Origin of the sequence: Kineosporia succinea, assembly GCF_030811555.1 — a bacterium.
GTDB classification, from domain to species: Bacteria; Actinomycetota; Actinomycetes; order Actinomycetales; family Kineosporiaceae; genus Kineosporia; species Kineosporia succinea.
Map to the genome: position 1 here is coordinate 3,080,014 of NZ_JAUSQZ010000001.1, position 22,656 is coordinate 3,102,669.

At 71.6% G+C, this 22,656-nt stretch carries 20 protein-coding genes and 1 tRNA gene; 11 read left to right on the top strand and 10 right to left on the bottom strand.

Annotated elements, in window-relative coordinates:
- Window positions 1-6: 6 nt before the first annotated feature.
- Window positions 7-204 carry a hypothetical protein gene (locus J2S57_RS13495; protein WP_307242325.1) on the top strand — a complete coding sequence of 66 codons (198 nt, stop codon included), beginning with the start codon at window positions 7-9 and terminating at the stop codon, window positions 202-204.
- A 435-nt stretch (window positions 205-639) separates the two neighbouring features.
- The gene (locus J2S57_RS13500; RefSeq protein WP_307242328.1) at window positions 640-1,113 is read left to right on the top strand and encodes a hypothetical protein; all 474 of its coding nucleotides are present in this window, start codon (window positions 640-642) and stop codon (window positions 1,111-1,113) included.
- Window positions 1,114-1,213: 100 nt separating this feature from the next.
- Here the strand turns inward: J2S57_RS13500 and J2S57_RS13505 are convergent.
- A tRNA-Lys gene (locus J2S57_RS13505) sits at window positions 1,214-1,286 on the bottom strand.
- Between the two features lie 251 nt (window positions 1,287-1,537).
- Here J2S57_RS13505 and J2S57_RS13510 point away from each other — a divergent pair.
- A complete protein-coding gene (locus tag J2S57_RS13510; RefSeq protein ID WP_307242330.1) occupies window positions 1,538-2,086 on the top strand; it encodes a 2'-5' RNA ligase family protein in 549 nt (182 codons plus the stop codon).
- Window positions 2,087-2,137: 51 nt separating this feature from the next.
- Here the strand turns inward: J2S57_RS13510 and J2S57_RS13515 are convergent, their stop codons facing one another.
- A complete protein-coding gene (locus J2S57_RS13515) occupies window positions 2,138-4,582 on the bottom strand; it encodes a Dyp-type peroxidase (RefSeq protein ID WP_307242333.1) in 2,445 nt (814 codons plus the stop codon).
- Between the two features lie 29 nt (window positions 4,583-4,611).
- Window positions 4,612-5,313: a hypothetical protein gene (locus J2S57_RS13520; RefSeq protein WP_307242335.1), complete on the bottom strand. Its 702-nt coding sequence runs from the start codon at window positions 5,311-5,313 to the stop codon at window positions 4,612-4,614.
- A 243-nt stretch (window positions 5,314-5,556) separates the two neighbouring features.
- Here J2S57_RS13520 and J2S57_RS13525 point away from each other — a divergent pair, with 243 nt between their 5' ends.
- Window positions 5,557-8,310: a helix-turn-helix transcriptional regulator gene (locus tag J2S57_RS13525; RefSeq protein WP_307242337.1), complete on the top strand. Its 2,754-nt coding sequence runs from the start codon at window positions 5,557-5,559 to the stop codon at window positions 8,308-8,310.
- A 213-nt stretch (window positions 8,311-8,523) separates the two neighbouring features.
- Here the strand turns inward: J2S57_RS13525 and J2S57_RS13530 are convergent, their stop codons facing one another.
- Window positions 8,524-9,153 carry an RNA polymerase sigma factor gene (locus tag J2S57_RS13530; RefSeq protein WP_307242339.1) on the bottom strand — a complete coding sequence of 210 codons (630 nt, stop codon included), beginning with the start codon at window positions 9,151-9,153 and terminating at the stop codon, window positions 8,524-8,526.
- A 212-nt stretch (window positions 9,154-9,365) separates the two neighbouring features.
- Between J2S57_RS13530 and J2S57_RS13535 the strand changes: the two genes are divergently transcribed.
- The 3 genes from J2S57_RS13535 (at window position 9,366) to J2S57_RS13545 (ending at window position 13,180) form a co-directional block, all read left to right on the top strand.
- Complete coding sequence (locus tag J2S57_RS13535) at window positions 9,366-11,738, top strand: hypothetical protein (RefSeq protein WP_307242342.1); 2,373 nt, start codon at window positions 9,366-9,368, stop codon at window positions 11,736-11,738.
- Window positions 11,735-12,175, top strand: coding sequence for a hypothetical protein (locus tag J2S57_RS13540; protein ID WP_307242345.1), 441 nt, complete (start codon window positions 11,735-11,737; stop codon window positions 12,173-12,175). Before J2S57_RS13535 ends, J2S57_RS13540 begins: the two co-directional genes overlap by 4 nt.
- A gap of 120 nt (window positions 12,176-12,295) precedes the next feature.
- On the top strand, window positions 12,296-13,180 hold the full coding sequence (locus J2S57_RS13545) for a response regulator transcription factor (RefSeq protein WP_307242347.1): 885 nt from the start codon (window positions 12,296-12,298) through the stop codon (window positions 13,178-13,180).
- Between the two features lie 3 nt (window positions 13,181-13,183).
- Here J2S57_RS13545 and J2S57_RS13550 read toward each other — a convergent pair whose 3' ends face one another.
- The 5 genes from J2S57_RS13550 to J2S57_RS13570 form a co-directional block, all read right to left on the bottom strand.
- Entirely contained in the window at window positions 13,184-13,642 is a 459-nt protein-coding gene (locus J2S57_RS13550) for a hypothetical protein (RefSeq protein WP_307242349.1), read from the bottom strand.
- The gene (locus J2S57_RS13555; RefSeq protein WP_307251030.1) at window positions 13,639-14,382 is read right to left on the bottom strand and encodes a signal peptidase I; all 744 of its coding nucleotides are present in this window, start codon (window positions 14,380-14,382) and stop codon (window positions 13,639-13,641) included. Before J2S57_RS13555 ends, J2S57_RS13550 begins: the two co-directional genes overlap by 4 nt.
- A 63-nt stretch (window positions 14,383-14,445) precedes the next feature.
- Entirely contained in the window at window positions 14,446-15,066 is a 621-nt protein-coding gene (locus tag J2S57_RS13560; protein WP_307242351.1) for a TasA family protein, read from the bottom strand.
- A gap of 162 nt (window positions 15,067-15,228) precedes the next feature.
- Complete coding sequence (locus J2S57_RS13565) at window positions 15,229-16,023, bottom strand: FAD-binding oxidoreductase (RefSeq protein WP_307242353.1); 795 nt, start codon at window positions 16,021-16,023, stop codon at window positions 15,229-15,231.
- Complete coding sequence (locus tag J2S57_RS13570; protein ID WP_307242356.1) at window positions 16,016-16,615, bottom strand: sulfite oxidase-like oxidoreductase; 600 nt, start codon at window positions 16,613-16,615, stop codon at window positions 16,016-16,018. Before J2S57_RS13570 ends, J2S57_RS13565 begins: the two co-directional genes overlap by 8 nt.
- A 151-nt stretch (window positions 16,616-16,766) precedes the next feature.
- Between J2S57_RS13570 and J2S57_RS13575 the strand changes: the two genes are divergently transcribed.
- From J2S57_RS13575 to egtD, 4 genes are read left to right on the top strand one after another with little or no spacing between them, the layout of a single operon-like run.
- Window positions 16,767-18,050 carry a glutamate-cysteine ligase family protein gene (locus tag J2S57_RS13575; RefSeq protein ID WP_307242358.1) on the top strand — a complete coding sequence of 428 codons (1,284 nt, stop codon included), beginning with the start codon at window positions 16,767-16,769 and terminating at the stop codon, window positions 18,048-18,050.
- The gene (egtB, locus tag J2S57_RS13580; RefSeq protein WP_307242361.1) at window positions 18,044-19,381 is read left to right on the top strand and encodes an ergothioneine biosynthesis protein EgtB; all 1,338 of its coding nucleotides are present in this window, start codon (window positions 18,044-18,046) and stop codon (window positions 19,379-19,381) included. Before J2S57_RS13575 ends, egtB begins: the two co-directional genes overlap by 7 nt.
- On the top strand, window positions 19,374-20,114 hold the full coding sequence (gene egtC, locus J2S57_RS13585) for an ergothioneine biosynthesis protein EgtC (protein ID WP_370882465.1): 741 nt from the start codon (window positions 19,374-19,376) through the stop codon (window positions 20,112-20,114). The genes egtB and egtC overlap by 8 nt, the downstream gene beginning before the upstream one ends.
- Window positions 20,115-20,123: 9 nt before the next feature.
- Window positions 20,124-21,092 (top strand): L-histidine N(alpha)-methyltransferase, encoded by a 969-nt coding sequence (gene egtD / locus J2S57_RS13590; RefSeq protein WP_307242365.1) that lies wholly within the window; start codon window positions 20,124-20,126, stop codon window positions 21,090-21,092.
- 3 nt (window positions 21,093-21,095) lie between these two features.
- On the opposite strand, the gene J2S57_RS13595 is transcribed toward egtD, so the two are convergent.
- On the bottom strand, window positions 21,096-22,649 hold the full coding sequence (locus tag J2S57_RS13595) for a GAF domain-containing protein (RefSeq protein ID WP_370882638.1): 1,554 nt from the start codon (window positions 22,647-22,649) through the stop codon (window positions 21,096-21,098).
- Window positions 22,650-22,656: the final 7 nt, after the last annotated feature.

Consider the following 22,656-nt stretch of genomic DNA (forward strand, 5'->3'; position numbering starts at 1 on the left):
GGCGCTGTGGTCAACGAACGCCCGAACCCGGCGTGCGACGAGTTCGACCGCCTGAAGGCCGTGCTGCACAACGCGGTCCGCAGCTGCCCGGAGAGCGAGAACCCTACGGAGGGGCCTGATTTCCGAGCCCACGCACTGTTCCGGATCGCCTGGGTGGACCAGCTCAACCCAGCCCCCTGCGGAACGGCTGAGGCGCTCGTTTGATCAGTTTGACTGGCCCCGAAAGGTGCTGTTCTTACGACGAGCTGAGTGTCCTGACAACCCCCGTACAGACATCGGGGCAGCTTCGAGGCTGGCAAATGAATTACACGTGTGTCACTTATTGTGCTGTGGTGCAGGCAATTTGAGACTTTCTGCATGGCAACCTGTGGCGCACGCAACAAGACTCCACCTCACAATCTGTGCCGGAGGCGGGTCAAGGAAGCGGGCGTCCGTTGCTATCAGCATTCCGGGCTCCCGGCCGGGGGGCCTCGTCCCGCTCCGAAGAGACGCAAGGGCCCTGAGGTGCTCCTACCTGCCGGGCACCGTCCGTCGCCGAAGGGGCGCGATGCTGGACCAGACCTCTCCAGCACGCCCTCGGAGCTCAGCCCTGAGCAACAAGAACGTGTTGAGGAATGTGCCGCGTTTTGCCTCGATCTGGTGAACGACGGCTGGGCGAATACTGTTGCTGACAGGGCCAAGGGGATCCTGACCCGCTCGTCGTGGGACAGGCTGTTCGGAGAGCGCAGGGCGATGGACTGCAAAGCTCTCGCCGAGCTGGCTCGGGCACTGCTCGCGGTGAAGGAGAAGTTCGACGAGCGCGTCGGAGAGGCCGTCGACCAGGCCTTGGCACGCGCAGGTAGTGGCCGTGTTGAGCGGGCAATCGCCCGGGAGTTGGTCAAGCGCATTCCGAACCCGGTCAACGACCAGATGGTGGTGATGGCTCGCGGTCTCCAGATGTTGGGCATCGCCGTCTGCGTCCTGGCAGACCGCCCGTTGAGCCATTGCCAGTCGTTTATCGACCTGTCTCTGCACGAGAGCAAAGAGCGGCTCAAGAAGCTCATGGCCGAGGCGTTGCAGGAATGGGAACCGGACGTCACGGCGTCGTCTCAGATCTCAACGTTCCCGCGCTGATGCTTGTCATGCGACGTGCCGGCGGGCCTCCTGGGAGAATGAGGCCCGCCGGGCGAACGGGCCGCAGACCAGAGTCTCGGACTCTGGCCTGCGTTGTGGGTGGGCCCCCGGGGGATCGAACCCCGAACCCGCGGATTAAAAGTCCGCTGCTCTGCCGGTTGAGCTAGAGGCCCATGGGACGACGTCGGCCCGCCCCTCAGGCTAGGGGAGGGACGCCCGGTCGGCAGCCGTCCGGGTCGCAATCCCACCGACAGATTACCGTGCGGTAGACCGAATGGAGGGCCTACTCCCCGGTCGGGTGCCGAGGAGATACTCTATCGGGGCCAAAAGTTCACCAACTGCCGTCCCGCCCTCAGCTTACCGTGCCCACCCGGTGGCTCAGCGTGGTTCCCCGAAAGGCCCAACCACGGGCAGCATGGCCCGGGTGACCCAGAGCCTCGAACTTCTCCTCGACGACCAGCTCGACGAGGCCGTCCGCGCGCAGTGGCGCACCCTCCAGGCCGCGGGCCTGCCGAGCCAGGCCCGCCACACCGGAACCAGCAATGCACCGCACATCACACTCGCCGTCGCCCAACGCCTGCCCGAGGACGTCGAGCGACGGATCCGCAACCACCCGATGAACCTCCCCGTGAACATCACCCTCGGAGGTCTGCTCCTCTTCGGCCGCCCCAACGGGCGGCAGGTGCTGGTCCGGTCCGTCGTGGCCACCCAGGAGCTCCTCGAGCTCCACGCCGAGGCCGCCCGGCTCTACGAGGGCCTCGAGGGCACCGACCGGCACCTCGCCCCCGGCCACTGGACACCCCACGTCACCCTCGCTCACGGCCTCACCCCCGACCAGCTGGCCACCGCTGTCACTGTCCTCACACCCGTCACCGAGCTCGAGGGGCAGGCCGTCGCGGTGCGCCGCTGGGACTCCGACCGCAAGATCGCCTGGGTCCTCGCCGCAGACACCCCGGCCGCAGACACAGATTGAGGACGTTGTGGAGACTCGAGTCTCCACAACGTCCTCCATCAAAAAGCAGTTTCAGTACGCGGCGATCCGGCGCAGCGCCGCGATGCCCGGCAGCAGGAAGTACTCACCGCCCCGGCAGGTGACGATCTGCTTCGGCTGTTCGACGAACGTCGGGTGCGGACCCTGAGCCACGAACTTGCACCCGTTCGGCGCCGCCCCGGAGATCACGTCGCGGTCGCTGCCCAGCCGGAAGGCGTTGCCGTCACTCATCCAGTGCGCCTGCACGAACTCGAACTGACGCTGGATGTCGCCGACGAGCGCGACGAACAGCAGGCCGCGCTCGTCGTCCGGCGAGGCGTCCGAGACCTCGGAACCGGCCCAGGCGCCCGCCGAAACCGGCTTGCCGTAGGGGATCCCGCGTCGCAGCATGCGGTGCCGCAGCGCGAGCGTACCCTCCAGATCGGCACTGCCGCCCGCGACCCGGTCCGGATCCGGGTCGACCGGCCGCGAGTCGCGCGGGTTGGCCCGCCGCACGTGCGCACCGACCGGGCAGCCGAAGCCCTCCGGGTCACCGGCCTGGTAGTTGAACGTCTGCCGGGCCAGGGCCGGGCGCGGTCCGTCGGTCGACAGCGTGATCGGCGTCCCGTCGCGCCAGCGCCCCATCAGCTTCGCCGCCGCCAGTTCCTTCGCGTCGGTACCGGTGGGCACCTTGCCGGCCAGGTTCTCCGCGAGATCGGCCGTCAGTTCGTCGAACCCGGTCACGTCCTGCTCCAGCTTGCGCCAGACCAGGAAACTCCCGTTCCGCCCGAGTGTGGCCGCCACCGTGGCGCCGCTGGTGTCCCCGTCGACGTCCCGGTAGCCGAGAAGAGCCTCGCCGGGCGGGAGCTCGGCGGTGTGACGACCGGTGGTGACGCCGTGGACGCGGGGCTGGGAGAGGCCGTCGACGAAGCCGAAGTGCTCGCGGAAACCGGCCGCGCGGGCACCGTCGGGGGTCGGGGCGTCGGCGATCCGGCCGGCCTCGATGTCGTCGAGCACCCGCAGTCCGGAGCCGTCGGCGGGGTAGAGGCCGTCGCGGGCCGCCAGCTCGGCGCTCAGGATCTCGTGGCTCGGTGCGGAGACCATGAGCAGCAGGTGAGGGGGCTGCGGTCCGGTGAAAGGGGCCTGCCAGGTGCTGGTTCCGGTGCCCGGGAGCAGTCCGGCCTCGCGCCCGGCCATGCCGGTGGTGAACTCGACCGGGAGCCCGCTGAGCTCGGCCGGGGGCACACCGAGCGCGCCCAGGCCCGCGTAGCTCACGGCCAGGTGCGCGGCGAAGGTGGGTGAGCTGGGACGTTCGCGGGTGGGGGTGCCGGCGTCGGCACCCTCCACGTCGCGGCCCAGCCGGTCGACGAGGTGCTCGGCCCAGCCCGCGGTCGGGATCTCGTCGACGAGGCGGCCCAGCCAGGTCCGGGCGGCGGACGCGTCGGTCACCTCGAGCATGATGTGCCGGGCCGCGTTGTGGCGCGGGTACCCGGACGAGACCAGGTTCTGCACGTCGGTGAGATCCGGGTCGGTGGCCGGGCTCCCGGTGCCGAGGCGCTCGACCGGCTGGTCGGAGGCGACCGGTGCGCGGCGCTGCTCCGGGTAGCGCAGGGGCAGGGCGCCCGCGGGCGTCTCCACCCGGTCGGCCCGCCGGTGCCCGAAACGCGTTGCGGGCAGGCTCAGGTCGCCGGGGGTGAGGTCGGCCAGGTCGTCGTCGAGCTGGCTGAGCAGTTCCTCGGCGGTGTCGGGAAGCGGCGGGACGAGCGCGGTCTCGGTCTGCGCGGCCCATTCCGCCCGCAGCCGCTCGGCCAGCTCGTCGTCGCTCAGGCCCTCGGTCTCGACGGCCAGCGCGGCCACCCGCCGGCGCAGGTCGAGCGCCGAACGCACGTCCTGCACCGAGGGTTCCGCGTCGCTGGCCGAGAACACGTAGCCCGATCGCAGCGTGTGGTCGACCAGGAACTGCCGGAACGCGTCGGCGTCGTCCCGCCCCGGGTAGCCCTCGCAGTACTGCCAGATCCGGTCCGCGTGCTCGCCCAGACCGGTGCGCAGGTGCTCGGCGTAGACGGCCAGGTCCTCGTCCTCGGTGCCGCCGACCCCGTCGTAGCTGGCGGCGAACAGCAGGTACGAGGTGTGGGGCGGGTCCGGTTCCTGGTGTCGTCCGCCGTGCATGACCAGGTCGACGAGCCGGGCGACGCGTCCCATCCGGGCCCGGTCGGGGCTCGGCTGCGGGCGGAACTCGTGGCTCGCCATCACGGCCAGGCGGGCGAAGTGGGTGCCCGGCACGTCGAGGAAGGGGCTGGCGGTGCTGCGGATCCGGGCCAGGTTGCGCTGCAGGTCGGGCAGGGCCGGGTCGGGGACCAGCGCCATCACGGTCAGCACCCGCTGGCGGCTGGCCGGGGGGTTGATGTACTCGTGCACCAGTCCGGCGGGCAGGCGGCGCACCACGGCGCCGGGCAGGACGCGGCGCAGCAGCTGACGGGGTTTCTCGCGGGTGGGCATGGCAGGGCTCCAGGGAATGCGGAGAGGCTCTAGAGGTCGCGCTGGACGTCGGCGAGGAGGCTGCGCCAGGCGCGCGCCAGCTGCACGTTGTCGACGTCCTCGAGCTTCTGGTGACGGGGGAGGTGCTCGGTCAGGCCCTGGCGCACCCGCAGGGCGGACGCGATCTCGGTGGCCGTGGCGCCGGGGTAGGCGGAGAAGTAGTGCGCCAGCCGCCAGTCGTTGCCGCGGATGTAATCGGTGAACGGCCTCGGCGGCATCGGGCCCGGGAAACCGAACGCCGATCCCCAGAGCAGAAACATCTTGTGCGGTATCGCCCGGGAGAACGCATCGATGTAGTCGAGCCACGAGCCATTGAAATTGCTCACGAACATCAGATAGCTGTAGCGGCGTGGCTTCGTGTCACCCGGAAAGCGGTCGATGAGAACCCAGTGCGCCACGTGGATGAAGGCGAGGCGCCGCAACGTGGGATCGGGGCCCGCCCACGACTTAACCCGCAGCACCGCGCGCACGAGCGGCGCCCAGCGGCGGGGCAGGGGGGTGCAGACGGTCAGGCCGGTGGCCCGGCCGGATCGGTTGGCGGCGATGATGTCGAGTTCTCCCGGGTCCGAACCGTGCTCCGGATCGTGCCCCGGCCCGCTCTCGGGCGTCCCGGGCCGGTGTGCCGGGCCGGCGCCCAGGCGCCGTAGCCGGCCGACCGGTGCCACCGGGTCGCTGCTCTCTCGCGACCGCATGGGTCCCCTCCCTGGGAAAATGAATTCCGAAATGCTGTCGTCCGGACCCGGCGTTCACCGTAGAGTGTTCATGTCATTACCGAACGCAATACGGAGAGGTCTGAATGGACCGACCCCCCGACGCTAGGGCGTGGGGGAGCGATCCGCTTCAGGGTCCGACCCTGGGGTATTCCCATCAACCGGATGCACACCAAGGGTTCAGAACGTGCTAAACCAGTTTGAATCCTCACCTAGACTCGACGAATGGTATTCGGACGGATCGCCGAACGAGTGGTGATCGACGAACTGCTCAGCGGCGTGCGGGAGGGCCGCGGGGCAGCTCTCGTGATCCATGGCGAAGCCGGTATCGGCAAGAGCACTCTGCTGGGCTATGCCCAGGAGCAGGCCCAGGACATGCGCGTGCTGTCGGTGCGCGGTTTCGAGTCCGAGTCCGACATCCCCTTCGCCGGCCTGGCCGACCTGATCCGCCCGGTGCTCGGGTTGCTCGAGACGCTGCCGCCGCCGCAGGCCGCCGCCCTGCAGAGCGCCCTTTCCCTCGGCCCGCCGGTGGCCGGTGACCGGTTCTCGGTCTGCGCCGCCACGGTCGGCGTGCTCGCCGCCGCGGCCGCCGACACTCCGCTCCTCGTCGTCATCGACGACCTGCAGTGGCTCGACGTCTCGTCCCGCGAGGCCGTGCTCTTCGCCGGCCGGCGCCTGGCCAACGACGGCATCGGCCTGCTCGCCGCGCTGCGCACCGAGCCCGACCGGGCCGGGGTGCTCGACCGGCAGTACGCCGGGCTGCCCCAGCTCGCCCTGCGGGGCCTCACCGAGACCGACGCCCGCGAATTGTGCCGCACCCTGCGTCCCTCGGCCTCGCCCGAGGAGATCGAGCAGATCTACTCCGACACCGCCGGGAACCCGCTCGGCATCCAGGAACTCGTGGGTGCCCTGGGTCGCACCGCCTCGGGCGGGCACCCGGTGCCGGCCCAGTCGACCCGCCTCACCCAGACGCTCGCCGCCCGGCTCGCCGAGGTGCCCGGCCGCACCCGTCAGGCGATGCTGCTCGTGGCCGCGGCCGGCGGTGGCCAGACCGACGTGGTGCGCCGCGCCGCCGGGGTGATCGGGCTGGAGCTGGCCGACTTCGCCCCGGCCGAGGACGCCGGGCTGATCCTGGCCGACGACGAGCACGTCGACTTCCGGCACCCGCTGATGCGCTCGGTGCTGAACTCGGCCGCCACGCTGCACGAGCGCACCGCGGCGCACTCGGCGCTGGCCCAGGCGCTGGCCCAGGTGCCGGGCGAGGCCGCCGCCGACGCCCGCGCCTGGCACCTGGCCCAGGCCGCGCTGCCGCCCGACGAGCGGGTCAGCGAACTGCTCGCCGAGGCCGGTACCCGCGCTCGTTACCGTGGTGGAAACCGGGAGGCGGCCCGGGCTTTCGAGCAGGCCGCCCGGTTCTGCGCCCCCGCCGCCCGGCCCGCGCTGCTGCTGCGGGCGGCCCGGTGCTGGCAGCTGGCCGGGCGCAGCGGCAAGATGATCCCGCTGCTCGACGAGGCCCTGGAACTGGCCACCGACCCCAAGCTGCGGGCCCTGATCCGGCACATGCGCGGCTACATGCGGATGTGGCGGGCGCTTCCGCGCGAAGCGCTGGCCGAGATGATCGACGGCGCCAACGAGGTCGAGAAGGTCGACGCCGCGCGCGCCTCGCTGATGTACGCCGACGCCGCCATCGCCCACTTCATGCTGGGCGAGCCGGTCGAGCTGCTCGCCGCCACCAAGCGCGCGTTCGAGCTGAGCGAGGGCACCGAGGGCGTGGCCCGGCTGGTCGCGGCCGTGGCCTACAGCGGCTCGCTCGTGATCAACGGCCACCGCGCGCAGGGGCAGGAACTGCTGTCCCAGGTGGTGCCGCCGCTGCTCGAGGTCTCGCCCCTGCCCCGGGCCCAGGAGTTCGCCCACTCGGCGTTCATCGCGATGTGGCTGGAGGACTACGCCCTCGCCGGGAAGCTGCTCGACGCGATCATCAGCGAGGCCCGGGCGAACGGCGCCCTCGGGGTGCTGCCCCAGGCCCTGTCGATCGCCGCCGAGCTGGCGTTCCGCCTCGGCCGCTGGCGCGAGTCGCAGGTGCACGCCGACGAGAGCGTCGAGCTGGCCAAGGAGACCCGGCAGGCCAACGTCTACGGGATGTACTTCGTGGCCCGCAACCACGCGGTGCGGGGCCGCTCGAAGGAAGCCCTGAAGATGATCGGGCTGATCAACGAGATCACCACGAAGTACGACGCCGTCGGCATGAGGCTCCAGACCACCCACGTGCTGGGCCTGCTCGCGCTCGGCGAGGGCGACCTGGACGAGGCCATCGCCCGGCTGGAGGAGACGGGCCGGCTGCCGGTCTCCGTGAACACCCGCGACCAGAGCATCGTGCCCTGGGCGTTCGACCTGGTCGAGGCCTACGCCCGGGCCGGCCGCACCGCCGACGCCCAGACCCTGCTCGACGAGATCGCGGTCTACGAGGCGCCTCCCGGTGTCCGCTCCGACATGCTGATCGCGCGCACCTGGCGCTGCCGCGGTCTGCTGGCGAACGGCAAGGCGGAGGTGGCAGAGGCGTTCGAGGCGGCCCTGGAGGCCCACGACCGGCTCCCGATGCCGTTCGAGCGGGCCCGCACGCTGCTCTACTACGGCGAGCGGCTGCGCCGGGGCCGGCAGCGCGCCGAGGCCCGCACCCGGCTGCGCAAGGCGATCGAGATCTTCGAGCAGCTCGACGCACCGAGCTGGGCCAACCGCGCCCGCAACGAGCTCAAGGCCACCGGCGAGACCCTCGAGCGGGGCACCGGTATCGCCGCCGAGCTGACGCCCCAGGAACTCCAGGTCGCCATGGTGGTCGCCCGGGGGCTGAGCAACTCCGAGGCCGCCGCGGCGCTGTTCCTGAGCCAGAAGACGATCGAGTACCACCTCAGCAACGTCTACCGGAAGACCGGGCTGCGCTCGCGCGGCGATCTCACCCAACTCGCCGACGCTCCCGGGTGACCCGACCGCTGTCGGCGACCGGCGCGTCCACCATCGGCAGCTCTACATCAAATGGTGGACGCGCCTGCCGCACCACGACTCTCGGCCCGCCTCGGGTGCTCGTCGGCAAAGCGAAGGACGCCGACGGGCCCCTGATCCCGTCGGCGTCCTTCCTCCCCCAGCGCGGGTTTCACACCCTCCACAGTGCCCCGCGCGCCCCCACGAAAAAGCTCTTCAGCGCCAGGCGTGGGCGTCCAGGCCCGACTCCTCGATGCGCTTGCGCAGGCGGGTGAGGTAGCGGCCGCGGGTCGGGCCGATGCTGCCGATCGCCATTCCGGTCTGCTTCGAGATCTCGGCGTAGGCCGGGCGGTCCGAGCTGGTCACCGCGCGCAGCAGGTGCGCGCCCCGGCTGGGCAGCTCGTCGACGAAACCCCAGAGCACCTCGGTCATCGCGTCGTCGGTGATCTGCTTCTCGGGCGTCGGGTTGGACTCGTCCGGCACCGCCGCGAAGAACTCGTCGGAGGTGCCGACCTCGCGGCCCCGGCGCCGGATCAGGCGCAGGCACTCGCGCTTGGCGGTGGTGGTGAGCCAGGCGCCGACCCGCTCCGGGTCGTTCAGCCGGTTCAGGTTCTCCACGAGCCGCAGCCAGGTCATCTGCACCGCGTCGCCGGCGTCGGCGTCACTCAGGCGGAAGCCCCGCACGGCCGCCCACACCTGACGCTGGTGACGCTCCACCAGCTGCTCGTAGGCGCGGCGGTCACCGCGACGGGCGGCCAGGACCAGGTCGGCGACGGTCGGTTCGGTGTCGGTGACCTGGTAGAGCCGCGTCCGGTCGGTCGCGTCGATCACGTCGAGAACGGTCATGGCTACTGGCCTCCGGGAGTTCGTGGAAGAACACCTAGAACGCTAGAGACCTACGTCCCGGGGCGGATCAGGGTCGGACCCCAGGGTGGCCCGGGCATCCCGGGGGCCGAACCCGGGGGACCCTGGGGCTACTCCCGGGTCTCCCCGGGGTGTGCCGCTGTGGGTGCACAGAGTGATGAGATGGCCACGGCATCCACCGATACGTCAGAATCGTGCTCTCGCCGAGTGATCTCGGCGCGGAACTGGCGGGCTGTTCGGAACAGGAGCGTTATCGCGCCATGGGCACCATGCGCCGTCCACCCGGGGTTCTGGCCGGGGTCCCGGCCACCCCGGCCACTACTGACGTGCGCCCCTCGCGCCCCGCCGGCACGCCGTCCAGACCGCCGCGGCCGGTGGCCGCGCGCGCCCTCGCCGGCCAGAAACCCGGAGGCCGGGTCGGGGTCGCCCGCTCGCTGGCGGCCTGGCTGGCCCTGCCGGTGCTGCTCCTGATCGCGGTGCTGCCCGACTGGCGGTCCGGCCCGGCGGCGGTGCTCGGATGCCTGGGCGTGGTGCTGCTCGGCTTCGTCGTCGCCCGCACCAAGACCCTCTCCTGGTCGTCGGTCGTGCTGCTCCTGCTCGCCTCACTGCCGTGGGCCGTGCTCGTCGCGGCGGCCGGCTGGGGCCTCGAGGACACCGTCGGCTCGTCACTGCCCGTGCTGGCCCACGGCACCGTGATGGCGGCCGTTGCCCAGCAGTCCCTTCTTCTCGTTCCCCTTCTGGCCCTCCCCGCCCTGGTGCCCTCCCGGGCCCGGCGGCTGTCGATGGCCGACTGGTTGCTGGCCGGGGTGGTGATCGGGGCCGGGTTCGGGCTCACCCTGCACCTTCTCGACCTGGACACGCCGGCCCGGCTGTTCTCCGGCACCGGTCAGCCGGTGCTCACGGGCCTCGCCGGGGCCGCGCTCGGGTTCGCCGTGGCCGCCCGCCGGCACGCCCGCAAGGCCGGGCTCACGATCGTGGGCCGCGCGCTCTGGCTGGGCCTGGCGGTGCTCTGGCCGGTGCTGATGTGGTGGCTCGCGGTCTCGGTGCAGGTCGGCCCGGCGCTCGCCGGGGCCCGGCCCCCGCTGCTCGACTGGGGCTGGACGGTCAGCGCCCACGGCCGGGTCCCGGTCTGGCTGCTCCTCGCCCTGCTGGTGCTGGCCCTGCTGGTCGACGCCGGGCGGCTGCGCAACGCCGCCGAGCTCGAGCCCGACCCGGTGCCCCACCCGTTCCACCCGGTGCAGGCCGCCGACGCCTGGGCCGGCCGGGCCACCCGCTGGGCCGGCACCAGCGAGACCCGTACCGTCACGGCCCTGGTCTGGCTGGTCGCCACCGCCTGTTCGGTCGTCGCCTTCGCCGGGCGCGACCTGGGCGTGGTGTTCGCGGCCGTGCGGCGCAGCGGCCCGGGGTCGGGCGCCGCCCGCTGGACCGCGATCAGCCGGGGCCGCGCCGCCGGGGTGATGGTGCGCTGGGTGCGGGCCGAGGCGATCCAGCTGGCCGCCGACCCGGACACCCGGGCCGCGCTCTGGCGCAACCGGCTGGCCGGCGGCATCGGCATCGGGGTCATGCTGGCCACGGCCGCGCTGCTCGGGCCGTACTGGGCGCAGGGGGTCTCCGGGGCCGCCGCCGAGGGCCTCACCTGGCCGGGGCAGATCGTCGAGAACCGCTGGCGCGCCGGGGTGCACGGCTTCGACGGCGCGGTGTGGGTCGTGCTGCTGGTGGCCCTGGTCGTGCTCCTGGCCGGCGGGGCCGACTGGTCGGCGCTGGGCTACCGCAACACCTTCCTGAGTCGCCGTCCCGTGCCCCAGGGCCGCGCGTCCGTGGGCGACTACCTGCGCGGCACCAGCCTCTCGGGCGCCCTCGTCGACCTGGGCTGCCTGCTCGCGGGCACCCTGCCCAGCCGGGCCGAGACGCGTCCGTCGGGCAGTGCGATCCGGGCCGCCGTGGGCGATTTCCGCGCCGACCCGCGCTCGTTCCTCGAACGCCGCCGGCGCCAGATCCGGGCCGGCTCGGTGCAGCTGGAAGACGAGGAAGAGCCCGACGTGCTGCCCGCGGTGTGCAGGCGGGTGCCCGGTGAGGAGCTGCCCGCGCTGAAACTGGCCGACGGGCGCCTGCTCTCGCCGCTCAGCCCGGACGCCGAGCGCGAGTTCACGGCCTACCTCAACGGTCTCGACCGCTACGAGCCGGAACCCGAGGGCGATGGCGCCCGGTGGCGGGCCCAGTCCTGTGGTCGTTACGAGTTCATGGTGTCGAACCGGCCCGAGATCTGGTCGTCGGGCACCACCGAGCGCTCGCTGCGGTACGGCCTGTGCGTGCTCGGCCTGTGGTACTCGGGCGCCTCGTCGTGGACGGTTCCCGGCACTCTGCCCTCGACGTTGCCCGAGATGGTGCGCCACCGGGCCGCTCTCGAGCTCGACCGGCGGCTGATCGAGTTCACCACGGCGGTCAACTACCCGGGCAACCCGTTCCGGGCGGTCGAGGTGGTGGTCTCCGACCCGCGCGTGGCCGAGTCGGTGCAGGCGCGGATGGACCGGCTGGCGATCCCGGGAATCGTGGTGGTGGTGTCATGATCGAGGCGATGCTCGCGGTGAACGGCGGCCGCTTCCGGTTCGACGGGGCGCTGCTGGCCGACCTGGCGCCGCACGTGTGGCCCGACGCCGTGCAGGTGCGGGCGCAGGGGCAGGTGGCCGACGTGCTCGCGGCGTACCTGCACCTGCCCGGGCTGCACCAGCCGGGCAGCGCGCGCGGTGCGGTGCTGGCGTTGCACCGCAGCGGTGAGGCGATCGGGATCAGCGCGGGCACGGCGCAGACCGCGGCCGACGTGATCGCCTGGATCTGCGCGGTCAGCCGGGTGCCGGCGCCGCACGAGGCCGGGCACGTGCTGCTGATCGACTGGATGCCCGACCCGCTGCAGCTGTCGGCGAACACCACGGCCGAGGAGCTGCTGCGGCTGCGGGCGATGCTGCGCAGTTCGTTCTTCACCGGCGAGTTCGGTCAAAAGGCCTGATCTGCCGAGGGTTTGCTACGCGCACGTACAGTGACGCACCCCCGGCCGTTCGGGCTGAACCCGGCCGCTGACCTTCATCCCTGGGGTGACCGGGGCGAAGTACCCCTCATGGTCGAGGGGGTGAGAACCGCTGTCATCGTGGACGACGACCCGGAGACCCGGATGATTCTGCGCGCTGCGCTGGAGTCCACCGGTTTCACGGTGTCGGAGGCGACGACGGGGCACGATGCAGTGGTTCTGGTGCGGGAGAGCAACCCGGACCTGATCACACTCGATCTTGTCCTTCCCGGGTTCGACGGCGTCGAGGTGTGCCGTCGGATCCGGGAACTGACAGACGCGTACATCATCATGATCACGGCCAGCTCGGACGAGGCGGACCGCCTGGTCGGCCTGGCCACCGGCGCGGACGACTACGTGACCAAGCCGTTCAGCCCGCGTGAGGTGCAGGCCCGGGTGGCCGCGATGTTCCGCCGCCCGCGTCGCGTGGAGCGTCCCGCTCCCGAGCCCCGCAGCTACCTGAATCCCGCTCCGCGCCACGGTGTTCCCCTTCCCCGGAGCACCGGCGAGGGGCGGCACGCGTACGGAACCCCGGGAGGGGCGTCCGTACCCGATGCCCCGCCCTGGCCGGGACTGCCCATGGTGCCCGACGACCACACGATCCTGCGGCACGGTCGCCTGACGATCGACGTCGAGGGCCGCATCGCCACCTTGGCCGGCACCGAGTTGCCGCTCACGAAGATCGAGTTCGACCTGCTGGCCACGATGACGGGCAACCCGCGCCGGGTCTGGCGACGGGAGACCCTGCTCAACATCGTGTGGGGCGGGCAGTGGTCGGACCACCACGTGGTCGAGGTGCACATCGGTAACCTGCGCCGCAAGCTCTCGGACGTGGCCGGTGCCGGGGTTCCGATCATCAAGACGGTACGCGGAATCGGTTACCGGATGGCCCCTCTCGACCCGGCGCAGTCGGCCGGGCAGCACGCGGGCCTGCCGACCACGTACTGAGCCTCAGAGCCCCCCGATCAGGAGCCCGCACGAGGCGGAGTTCGTGGTCACCGCCGTGCTCGTCCAGTTGGCGAAGCCGGCCCGCACCATGAACGTGTAGGGGAGCGTTCCCAGGAGGGCCCGGTCCACCGGCACCTGGGCGGTCAGGGTGGACCGCCCGCTCACGGTGATCGGGGTCTGCGGCGTCCCGTTGCGCACGGGGGTGATCTGGTAGCCGGTGGCGAAGGCGGCCGGGGTGATCGTCCAGGACACTGTCACGGTTCCCTGCGTCCCGAGGCCGCAGTTGTTCAGACCCGCGACCGCGCTCGCTGACGGGACCGGGGCCAGGGTGGCGGTGCCCACCGAGGTGCTGACGGAGGAGGCGCTCTGCCAGGCCGCCTGGGCCTGGAACGGGCTGAGCAGCACGAAAACCACTGCCGCCAGGGCGATCGGCAGAGGGTGCCGGCGCAGGGCGGCGATCATCGGGCACCGCTCCCGGTGAACGGGACGTCGTGCGGGTCCGGTTCGGAACGCTTGCGCCGGGCCGGTTTCCAGATCACCGACAGGAGCATCAGGGACACCAGGGCCGGGGCCACGTAGACCGCGACCTTCGCGACGCCCGGCTGCCGGAACCAGCGGATACCCTCGCCCATCTTCGGGATCACGGTGTCGACGCGCCAGATCGTGCCGCCGGGAAAGTTGGCCTTCCACGGGTCGTTGTCCGGATTGGCGTCGCCCTTGGTCTGGACGGTGAGGCTGCCGTCGGGCTCGCCGGTGACCGAGACGATGCGGTGGCTGACGATCCGGTTGTCGTCGACCGGGATGCGATAGGTGATCACGTCACCCGGTTTCAGGTCGTACACCGAGACCTGGGTGTCCACCGCCACGTCCCCCGGATTGATCGTCGGGACCATGCTGCCGGTGAGCATGGTCATGGTCTGGTACGGGAACAGGTGCGGGCCCACCGCCAGGAACAGGAAGAGCGCGAAAGCCATCGAGCTGACGATGTTCCCGAGCTGGAAGAAGAGCCTGCCCAGGAGCTTCTGGGTACGGGTGCCCGTGAACCGGGCGCGGGGGAGGAGGGTGACGGAGGCGGGCGTCCGGGTCCCCAGGCCCAGATCGCCGCAACGGCCCGTCCCCCGCACGATCTCGTCGAACGAGACCGATGCGGGGGAAACCGGTTCGGAGAGGTCGCGGACCGGCGCGGTGACGACCACGACCATGTCCACGACCTCCCCGGTGGGTAGTGCTTCCGTTGTGGTTGTCGGCTCCGAGGGGACGAACTCTTACTTGTTCGTGGCGGCTCGCTGGGTGCCGAGGAAGGTGAAGTTCACCGTGCTGCTCAGGCCCTGGAGCGAGTTGCCGGCGCCGGCGGGCAGCGTCAGGGTGACGCGGAGCTTGTCGGTGGCACCGGCGGTGAGCGTGCCCAGGTTGTTCAGGGCCAGGTTGGCGCCGATCACCGGGGTGCTGGCCAGCACGACCGAGGTGACGCCGCCGCAGGTGTAGGTGAAGGCGGGGGAGGTGCCGGCCTCGGTCCAGCCGGTGGAGCAGCGGTCGATGGCCATCTGCAGGCCGTTGGTGGCGTCGGTGTCCAGCAAGCTGGTGGAGGTGGCGTTGGTCGTGAGCACCACGCTGGCCAGGTTCTGGTTGCCTCCGTTGACCAGGTCGACCGCTCGCTGCATGGTGTCGCCCGGCACCACGCCGGTGGCACCCAGCGTCAGCCGGTTCGCGGCCGTGCCCGCCGCGCCCACGGCGATGTTCACGGTGCCGGTGGTGACGCTCGTGCTGGCCGAGGTCGACGACGTGAAGGTACCGAACGTGCCGAGACCGGCCACGGCGGCGGCCGAGCCGAGGACGGCGACGGAGGCGACGAGCTTGCCGGTCATCGTGGTCAGTCCGAGCTTCATCTGCCGGTGCTCCCTGCGTGGCGGTGGACGTGCTGTCCCCCATCGAGTCGGCCACGCCGTTCAGGTCAGAACCACCTTCTGGGCAAGGTTCCGGCAAGCTTTTCTCAAGATCGTCGATGGTGGACGTGGGGGCACGGTCGGGTGCCCACCACGCCTCTCCCGTCAGCCGGGTCCGAACCGCTCGATGCGCACGTCCGCCGCCGGCATCCCGAGCGACACCAGGAGCTGCGAGGCGTGCTCGCTGAAGCCCGCCGAACCGCAGACGTAGGCGATCTGGCCCCCGGTCAGCAGGGGCCTCAGATCGTCTGCGCTCAGACGGCCCGCCGGGCGTGGGTCGCCGGGCGGGGCCTGCCGGGTGTGGATCACCGTGGTCTCCGAGCCGTACTCGCCCCGGTAGTAGAGATCTTCCGGCCGGCGCACCGAGACCAGCAGCCGCAGCGGCACCCGCTCACCGCTGTCGTGCCAGAACCGGCGCATGGCCATCAGTGGCACCACGCCCGAGCCGCCGCCGAGCAGCAGCGCCGGAGTGTCGCCCCGCCAGACGAACCAGCCGCCGAACGGCCCGCGCAGCTCCACCCGGTCGCCGACGCCGATCTCCTCGTGCAGGAACGGGGAGACCTCGCCGTCGGGGATCAGCTCGACGGTCAGCTCCACCTCGTCGGCCCGGTCGGGGGCCGAGGCGATGCTGTACGAGCGCTGGGCGGTGGAGCCGTCGGGCGCGGTGAGCCGCACGTCGTAGTGCTGGCCGGGAACGTGCCGGTCGGGGGCCTCGCCCCGGATGCGCAGCCGGAAGGTGCGGGCCGTGGCCGTCTCGTCGCGGATCGCCGTGACCTCGGCGGGCAGCCAGCGCCGCCGGGCACCGGAGGGCGGCACCTGCCGCGACACCGGCCCCAGGGTCGGCAGCGGCGGCAGGTCCAGCCCCGGCAGCGAGGGCAACGGCGGCAGGCCGTCAGTCACCGGTGTACCGCTGTTCCAGCCACGGGTCGCCGAGCTCGTGGTAGCCGCGCTGCTCCCAGAAGCCGGGCTCGTCGTGGTCGAGCAGCCGGATCCCGCCGATCCACTTGGCGCTCTTCCAGAAGTACAGGTTGGGCACCAGCAGCCGGGCCGGGCCACCGTGCTCGTGCGGCAGCGGCTTGCCCTCGTGCTCCCAGACCACCCAGGCCCGGCCCCCGGTGACCTCGGCCAGCGGCAGGTTGGTGGTGTACCCGCTGTGGCTCCAGGCCACCACGTGCGTGGCCTCGGGCTTCACCCCGGCCTCGGCCAGGAAGGTGTCGAGGCTGACCCCGCCGAACGAGGTGCCGAGCTTCGACCAGCTGGTGACGCAGTGGATGTCGCCGTTCCAGGTGTCGGCCTGCAGCCGGTGCGCCGCCTCCCAGTCCCAGGTGCGCGCGGTGTCGACCAGGCCGTCGACCCGGAAGCTCCAGTCCTGCGCGGTCAGGCGCGGGGACACCTCCGCGGTGAGCACCGGGAAGCTGCTGCCGGTGTCGTACTGGCCGGGTGGCAGCCGGGGGTCCTTGAGCTGACCACGGCCGAAGCCAAGACGGGCCATGTCACTTCCTCTCACCGATTGTTTGGGTGGGGCCAATTTATTCGGATAGCTCAGCATCCGCGCAGGTGAAAGCATTCCCGATTACCCCTGTCGGGATTCGGGCGAAGTTTCGGGTAGCGTTTTCTCACTCTCGGTGCGCACTATGGTCGGCGTGTCGATCGAAGACCTCGCCCAGGCGGCGGGTCCGGCGGCCGGGCCGGTGTCGGAGCTCCCCAACGAGCAGCCGATCACCGAGGCCGATGCCGAAGGCTGGATCCCCCGAACCTGTTTCAAGTGTGGCCCACCGCGCCGGGTGGGTATCGAGCTGGAGTTCCTGATCCACCGTGACGTGGATCCGCCGGAACACCTCGCTCCCGACAAGCTCGCGATGTTGCACGCCGACATCCAAACTCAACCCCTGCGGTCAAGATTCACGGTCGAGCCCGGTGGGCAGGTCGAGCTCAGCTCCCTCCCGGCCGATCGTCTCTCCGGTGCGATCGCCGATCTGACAGGCGATCTCGCCGTTCTCACCGCCGTCGCCGCGCGCCACGGTGCGCGCCTCGTCGGCACCGGCATCGACGCGCTCCCCTCGCCCGTGCGATACCTGCAAGAACCCCGATACGCCGCCATGGAAGAGTATTTCGACCGCACCGGCAGTGCCGGGCGCACGATGATGCGCTCCAGCGCCTCGGTGCAGGTGAACGTCGAGTCCGGCCTCACGCCGGGCGACTTCCAGCGCCGGTGGGACCTGCTCCACGCGATCGGCCCGGCCACGGCCGCGGCCTTCGGGCGCCCCTCGGCGCACCGCGCGATCGATCCCCGTCTGTCCGGGTATCGCCTTCTGCGTCAGGGCATCTGGCGTGAGCTCGATCCGGAGCGCTGCCTCGCACCCGTCCCGACCTCCGGTGAAACGCTTCAGGAGGCTTACACCCGCTGGGTTCTCGACGCCCCGGTTCTCGCCGTGCGCCGAAACGACCGCCCCTGGACGGCACCGGCCGGCCTCACCTTCCGCCGGTGGCTGCGCGAGGGTGACCGCGCGATGAGCGACACCGCCGCGCCCACGCTCGAAGACCTCAAGTTCCACCTGACCACCCTGTTCCCGCCGGTGCGGGCCCGCGGCTTCTACGAGGTGCGCTACCTCGACCAGCAGCCCGGTCCGTGGTGGCGGGTGGCGGCGGCCTCGGTCGCCGCCCTGGCCCAGGACGACACCGCCGCCGACCAGGCGATGGAGGTCTGCGAGCCGGTGCGCGACGCCTGGGACTCCTCCGCCCGGGCCGGTCTGACCGACCCGGCCCTCAAGAAGGCGGCCCGCGCCGTGCTGGAGATCGCCGCGGCGGCCCTCGACCGCGACGGCGACACCGACCTGGCCGCCCGCACCGCCGAGTACCTCGACCGCGTCGCCCTCGAGACCGATGTCGCCCCGAACCCCGATGCCGCTGCGGAGACACCGTGCTGAACCCCGCCGAGTTCGACGAGGCGCAGGTGCGCGAGCGCCTGGCCGCCGACCTGATCCGCGCCCGTGAGCGCACCCTGCTGCTGACCTCGGTCGACGACACCGAGCTGGTGCACCAGCACTCGCCGCTGATGTCGCCCCTGGTCTGGGACCTGGCCCACATCGGCAACCAGGAAGAGCTGTGGCTGCTGCGTGACGTCGACGGCCGCGACCCGCTGCTGCCCGAGACCGTCGACCAGCTCTACGACGCGTTCCAGTACCCGCGCACGGTGCGGCCGAAGCTGCCGCTGCTGGAGCCCCAGCCGTCCCGGAGCTACGTGAACGACGTGCGCGGCAAGGTGCTCGACGTGCTCGAGCGCATCCCGCTGCGCGGCCGTCCTCTGCTCGAGCGGGGTTTCGCGTTCGGCATGATCGTGCAGCACGAGCAGCAGCACGACGAGACCATGCTCGCCACCCACCAGCTGCGGGCCGGTGAGGCGCTGCTGAGCGCACCCCCGGCCCCCCGGAGCACCACGCGTCCGCACGCCCGGGAGGTGCTGGTGCCCGGCGGTTCCTTCACCATGGGCACCGACATCGAGCCCTGGGCCCTCGACAACGAGCGCCCCGCGCACGCCGTCGACGTCCCCGCGTTCTTCATCGACACCGCCCTGGTCACCAACCGCGAGTACCGCGAGTTCATCGACGACGGGGGTTACGACGACGAGCGCTGGTGGCACCCCGAGGGCTGGAAGCACCGGCGCGAGGCGGGCATCACCGCCCCGCAGTTCTGGAAGCGCGAGGGAAGTACCTGGACCCGGCGGGTTTTCGGGCGCAGTGAACCGCTTCACGACGACCAGCCCGTGGTGCACGTGAACTGGTACGAGGCCGACGCGTACGCCCGCTGGGCCGGGCGCCGGCTGCCGACCGAGGCCGAGTGGGAGAAGGCCGCCCGCTTCGACCCGGCCTCCGGGCGCTCGCGGCGCTACCCCTGGGGCGACGACGAGCCCACGCCGGCCCACGCCAATCTCGGCCAGCGGCACCTGGAACCGGCCGCGGCCGGGGCCTACCCGCAGGGACGGTCGCCGCTCGGGGTGCACCAGCTCATGGGCGACGTCTGGGAGTGGACCTCGAGCACGTTCCACGGTTATCCGGGCTTCCGCGCCTGGCCCTACCGGGAGTACTCCGAGGTCTTCTTCGGTGACGACTACCGGGTGCTGCGCGGCGGCTCGTTCGGTTCCGACCCCTCGGCCGTGCGCGCCACGTTCCGCAACTGGGACTACCCGATCCGCCGGCAGATCTTCAGCGGTTTCCGCTGCGCCCGTTCGCTGACGGACGCCGAGCGCGATCTTGTGTAGGCACCTCGCCTACGTGGGTCCGCCGGTGCGGGTCGGCGAGCTGGTCGCCGACCCGCCGCACGCCCTGACCCGGCAGGCCTGGGCCCCGCGCCGGCAGACCCACGGGATCATGAACGTCGACGGGTTCGGGCTGGGCTGGTACGTCGAGGGTGACGCGGTGCCCGCCCGGCACCGCGGCGACGGCCCGGTCTGGGGCGACGAGACGTTCGCCGACCTGGCCCGCACCGTGCGCACCACCGGGCTGCTCGCGGCCGTGCGGTCCGGCACCGAGGGCATGGTGTCGGGGCGGGGGGCCGCGGCGCCGTTCCGCGCGGGGCGCTGGCTGTTCAGCCACAACGGGGCGCTGCCGGGCTGGCCCGCCTCCGGCGCGGAGCTGGTCAAGGACCTGGCGCCGGAACGGCTGCTGCGCCTCGACGCCCCCACCGACGCGGCCGCGCTCTGGGCTCTGACCCTCGACCGTCTCGACGCCGGCCTGACGCCCGGCGAGGCGCTGCGGCACGTGACGCGCCGCGCGCTGGAGACCACCGGGGGCCGGGTGAACCTGCTGCTCACCGACGGGCAGCGGATCGCCGCGACCACGGCCGGGGCGAGCCTGTGCTACCGGCACACGCACGGGGGAGTGGTCGTGGCCTCCGAGTCGTACGACGAGGAGACCGACTGGCACGACGTGCCCGACGACCGGCTGCTCACGGTGGAGCGTGGAGAGGTCACCGTCGAACAGCTCCGAGGATGAAAGGTATTCATGGACTACCGGTTCACCGACCTGCTGCCCGAGGACTTCACCGACGAGGCGCTGAGGGACGACGTCCGCCGCGGGCTCGCCGCCACGCCGAAGAGCCTGCCGCCCAAGTGGTTCTACGACAAGACCGGCAGCGAGCTGTTCGAGGAGATCACCCGGCTGCCGGAGTACTACCCGACCCGCAGCGAGCGGGCGATCCTGATGAGGGACGCGTCGGCGATCGCCGGGCGGTCGGGTGCCCGTCATCTCGTGGAACTGGGGTCGGGGTCGGCCGAGAAGGCCACCATCCTGCTGGCGCCCCTGCTGGGTGACGAAACCGTTTATACTGCGGTGGATGTCAGCGAGAGTGCCCTCCGGGGCGCGGCCGCGGACCTTCTCGTCACCTACCCGGGCCTGCGGGTGGAGGCCGTGCGGGCGGACTTCGAGCAGCACCTCACCCAGGTGCTCCGCGACGGCCGCGACCGCAAGCTCGTCGCCTTCCTCGGCGGCACGATCGGCAACCTGACGCCGCACCAGCGGGGCGGGTTCCTGCGGGCGGTGCGGGAGGGCCTGGGTGAGGGTGACAGCTTCCTGCTCGGTGCCGACCTGGTGAAGTCACCGGCCGAGCTGGTGCCCGCCTACGACGACGCCGCCGGGGTCACGGCGGCGTTCGACCTGAACCTGCTGCAGGTGCTGAACGACCGCCTGGGAGCCGATTTCGACGCCCGGGCGTTCGAGCACCGGGCGGTCTGGAACGGTGAGCAGGAGTGGATCGAGATGCGGTTGCGGGCGCGGGACGACCTCGTCGTGCGCTTCGGGCATCTCGATCTCACCGTGGCGTTCGCCCGCGGTGAGGAGCTGCGCACCGAGATCTCGGCCAAGTTCACCCGGGCCCGGCTCGAGAACGAGCTCGGGCAGCAGGGATTCGGCAACGACGGGTGGTGGACCGACCCGGACGGCCGGTTCTCCCTGTCGCTGTGGAGGCCCGTCTGAGGATCAGTAGCTCTCCAGTTCCTGGGCCATCCGGGCCTGCACCTCGAGGATTTCCTGGATGCGCATCTGCACCGCGTCCATCTGGCCGATGATCTCGCTGGTGCTCTGGATGCCGCTGGCCACCGAGCGGGCGTTGGCCTGGATCGCCGCGATCTGCTCGGCGACCTGCCCGGTGGCCCGGGCCGTCTCCTGGGCCAGGTCCTTGACCTCGCTCGCCACCACCGCGAAGCCCTTGCCGGCGTCCCCGGCCCGGGCGGCCTCGATGGTGGCGTTCAGGGCGAGGAGGTTGGTCTGGTCGGCGATCCCGGAGATGATCTTGATGACGTCGCCGATGGCCGCCGAGGCCGCCCCCAGGTTGTCGACCTCGCCGGTCATGTCCCCGGCCCGGTCGACGGCCTCGCGCTGCACCCGGGTGGCGTCCTGGGTGGCACCGCGCAACTGCTCCACGGTGTCGAGAAGGTTTCGCGCGCCTTCCTTCTCGTTGTCGGCGCGACGGATCGTCTCGAGCCGCTGGTTGAGCAGCTGCTGCACGTTGCGCAGGGCGCCCATCCGCGACTCGGACAGCTCGATGGTCTCGGTGGTGAAGAAGTCCATCGTGCCGATCACCCGGCCGCCGATGATGATCGGGAAGCAGATGCCCGACTTCACCCCGGCCCGGCCCGCGGCGGGAGCTCGCACGCAGTCGGTCAGGTCGGCCAGGTTCTTCACGAACACCAGGTCCCGCGCCCGCCAGGCCCGCCCCGAAAGGCCCACTCCCTCGGCGAAGCTCGCGGCCAGCGTGACCTCCCGGAACTCGTCACCGGCGGAGCCCGACTCGAGGTCGAAGCGCAGCACGTCCTCGCCGTCGTGGATCGTCCAGTAGGAGCCGTAGGCCCAGTGGAACGAGGCGCGCACGGCGTCGAGCGCGGCCCGGGTGCAGGTGACCTCGTCCTTGGCGTCGTTGAGGGTGCTGACCACCTGGGTGACGGCCAGCCGGTCGTCCGCGACCTCCTGCAGCTGTGCCTGGGCGATGGCCCGGTACACCGCCATGTCCGCGAGTTTCGCGATCTCGACGATCTTCTCGCGGCGTCCGGAGGTCTCGGCGATCGGCCGGGAGGAGAAGTACTCCAGCACGCCGCGCACCTGGCCCTGGTTGCTCACCGGGTAGAACATCCCGGCGGTCATGCCCAGGTCACGGGCGGCCTGGGCCCGCACCGAACCGGTGGCGGTGCGCAGATCCTCCACGAAAAGTGGCTCTCCGGTGCGGAACGCGCGGCCGACGAGGCTGGCGTCCACGGTGTTGCGACGGCCGGGGAAGGCCGTGGCCATGGCTGCGGCGATGTTCCCGGACTCGTGGATCATCCGCAGTTCCCCGGCCGGTTCCAGCAGCCAGGCGGCGCCGTAGTCGACCCCGCTGGCCCGCACGAACGCGTCCACGGCGATCTGGTAGGCGCTCTCCTCGCTGGTCACCGACTCCAGTGCCTCGATGACCTCGGCGTACGTCTCGACGTCGCGCGGCGCGATGTACCCCGCGGCGGCCGCCGCGGGCACGCCGGTGGAACGCTTTCTGCCAAACACCACGGAT